This is a genomic window from Succinivibrio sp., assembly GCF_045124615.1.
Taxonomy (GTDB): Bacteria; Pseudomonadota; Gammaproteobacteria; order Enterobacterales; family Succinivibrionaceae; genus Succinivibrio; species Succinivibrio faecicola.
Genome location: NZ_JBGVMC010000179.1, coordinates 1 through 3,246 on the forward strand (window position 1 = coordinate 1; position 3,246 = coordinate 3,246).

General features: G+C 38.2%; 3 protein-coding genes. All 3 read right to left on the reverse strand.

Translation table 11 applies throughout. From position 1 onward, the window contains the following. Window positions 1-540, reverse strand: a 540-nt coding sequence (locus ACJML3_RS04650) for a sugar-transfer associated ATP-grasp domain-containing protein (RefSeq protein ID WP_406021036.1), incomplete at its 3' end; no start/stop codon positions are given. A 12-nt stretch (window positions 541-552) separates the two neighbouring features. After that, a complete protein-coding gene (locus ACJML3_RS04655) occupies window positions 553-2,232 on the reverse strand; it encodes an inactive transglutaminase family protein (protein ID WP_288136161.1) in 1,680 nt (559 codons plus the stop codon). Window positions 2,233-2,250: 18 nt separating this feature from the next. Beyond that, window positions 2,251-3,246, reverse strand: a 996-nt coding sequence (locus ACJML3_RS04660) for an ATP-dependent zinc protease (protein ID WP_406021038.1), incomplete at its 5' end; no start/stop codon positions are given.

Genomic DNA, 3,246 nt, shown 5'->3' on the forward strand with positions numbered 1-3,246 from the left:
CTGGAATACGATAACACGTGTATCAGGAACACCGTCATAGCTGTAACCTGAGAAAACATTATCAAAGTGGATCAGATCTTCAATAAGTGCAATATCCTGCTTTCCACCAAGAGAGAACAATCCTGCAAGAATGTTTGTAACATGTCTTTTAAGTTCGTGCTCTGTAATTTCCTGACCTGATGTCTTGATAAAATTACCTGTGGTTTTGCTTTTATCCTTTATAACAAGAATACCTTTACCACCTGAGCCATGAGCTGGTTTTATGCAGAATTCCTTATGATCACCTATTATTTCAAGTACGTTTGATACCTGATGCTGGTTCTCAATAGATCCGATAAGAACAGGTGTTTTCACATTGTTCTTTAAAGCAATCTTTTTTGTCAAAAGCTTGTTGTCAACAAGAGGGTAAAGATCACGTCTGTTATATCTGCTGATGTAATTGACGTTTCTCTGGTTCATACCCATAATGCCGTCTTTTGTCATTTCAAAAGGTGAGGCATAACGATCCTTTAAATCTTTTAAAGCTTTTAATATATTCATTTTTAGCCCTGATTATTTCTGATCGTTTTGTGACTTTTGATCATTGTTTAGCTTTTGTACTACCTCGTTTTTCCACTCTCTGTAGGTATTGTGTGGATCTGCTTTTATCTTGGCTAATTCCTTCGACAGCCTTGAAGCTTCTCTTTCTGTCTGATCGCCATTCTGGTAGATTTTAATCTGCTCAGCAAGTGGCTTGAATCTCTTAAGCTCTGAGAGTCTAAAACCAGTGTAATTACCCATTATAAGTACTAAAGAGAGCAGAATGAGCTGAATACCCAGGAAGTTGAATGTCAGGTGCTGAATAAAGAAGCTGCTCATAGACAGATAAGCGCATACTGCAACAAACAGTGAGCCGCCACCTTGTTTAATTACTTCCTTATATCCTTCCTCTTCCCAGAGAATTGACATTCTTTCAATAGTCCATGAAAGAATAATCATTGGGAAGAAAGTAATCTTGACACCTTCTGTAAGACCAATCTTGTATGTGAAGAATGAAATCATTCCGATAAGGGCAATAACAGTAATGATAACAGCTGAAATTCTAGCTACCAGCAACAGATTCAGATGTGACAGCCATGATCTTACTATAAGACCTACACCTACTATGGATACGAAACCTACAAGACCAAATGTTAGTGATGTCTGCAAAAATGACATTGCTATAAGTACAGGCATAAATGTACCTGATGTCTTAATACCAACGATGATTCTCAAGAATACGACTATCACAACACCAATAGGCAGCAGCAGCAATCCTTTAAACAGAGACTGCTCCTCAACTGGCAAAGCAGATAATGATAAAGGCACAAGCTCCTCTCCTGCAGCCATATCAACATTTGCCTTTCTTTGACCAGCTTCGATTGCAGAAACAGAATTTGAAATAGTTGTAAAGCTTACTAAAGCGTTTTTACCACCTGAAATATCAAGTAGAGAATTACCATTATCTGTCCAGATAAGCTGATTTTTTGTAAGACCAGTTGTACCGTTCTGAGGATTAAATACCTTATACTCTGTACCATTGAATACAGCAACATAAGGTTTTAATTTTTGATTTCTTCTGCCGTCTTTAAGATCAAGCACACCTATAACACGGCTTTGAACCTTGCCAAGTTGCAGGATATGAACCAGAAGCTCAGCTCTTTTGTATTTTGCAAAGAGCATAGATGTAATCTCATTATCCTGATTGAGTTCGTGTATTACCTGATTTGCAAATGTATAAGGTGATGAGCTTCTTGATAGAGCAGTCTGTGCAATTTCAATCATTGCTGTGTTGTATGGCTCTGACTCAACATTTGGTTCAAGAGCAGGGACAATCATTGATGAATTGTTTGAACTGTCATCTACAAGAATGTCTGCTCTGTAGTATAGGATCTGAAGGCCGTTTGCATCACGCTTTGTCCACTCAACATATGATGATCCGTCTTTTTTTAGATAGTTAACACCATAACCTAAGGATGCAGTGTTCTGTGATAACTGAGTAAATCCAGGTTGAACTGCAGGAAGAGCAAGTTTGATTTCAGCAGCCTGCTCTGATCTTGGTTCAAATTCAACTCTTGCCTCAACAGTCCAGATCTTCTTTTGAACGTCAGGGACAAATGGTACATCAAATGTTATTTTCTGGTATGCAACTAATAGAATACCTACAAAAAGCAGAACCGCTGTTACAAAGTAAAAAAGACCGCGAGAAATCATTCTTTTATCCTGAACTTATTATTTTTTATTGTTTTTCTTGTTTAAAAATGGATTTGCTTTTAAGGATGAAGCCTCATTTTCCTCTTCTTCCTGTAAGGCTTTTTCTGCAGCCTTTTTCTTTTGCTGTTTTTTATCAAGCTTTAATGCAGGCTTCTTTCCTTCTTTCTGTTCAATCTGATTGTTTACAGATGGCAATGCTACTTGTGCGTTTGTACCAAGACTTTCAGCTCCATCTGTTGCCTTGTTTGCAATCTGACCGCCTTTGTTGAGTTTTTGCAGAATGTCATATTCAGCATTCAGATTGATGCCGTTCTTTACAGCCTCGATATAGTCATCGGTGCATACGATTAAAAGACCGGTTTTGTCAGAACGGCCCTGAACATAGCGACGGGAAACGTCAACAACCGCAATATCAGTAAGCAGGTTTCTGCCGATAAGCAGTGCGTACTGCATCTTTGTTCTGTCAATCAGGTTGAACTCAGCAGTTGTAGAGAAATCACCGATTTTGATGTTGAGTTTAACAACAGGTCTGTAGCTGTACCCATCAATAGATGACTGACGTAGTTTTGTTTGTTTTACATATGGAGCTTCAACTTCAATTGTTCTGTCATTGTGGATAATCTTAAAGCGAAGCCACTTTTTGGAATTTCTTTCAAACTCTACAATATCGCTTGCAGAAATAGAGCTTTGTGATGCACCTGTATCGATACGGGCAACGATTGTTGAATCTGCCTCTTTTACATAAACATATTCATCTTCTCCGAGGATCATTTTTCCATCAGGAGTCTGAAGATCATAGTTTCTAAGAGGTTTGATTTTCATACTTTCACCATTTCTTTCTTTTTGTGCAAGAAGTGTGTCGTATAAATACTGATTCTGTCTCTGAAGGGTTTTGAGCTCTTCTAGCATCTGTCTTTTGAGCTGATTGTTTGAATGTTCAACCTGCGATTTAATAGCGCCGATAGTTGCTCTTTGATCTGACAGCTCTCCGTTAATGCTGTCTATAGTTCCGCT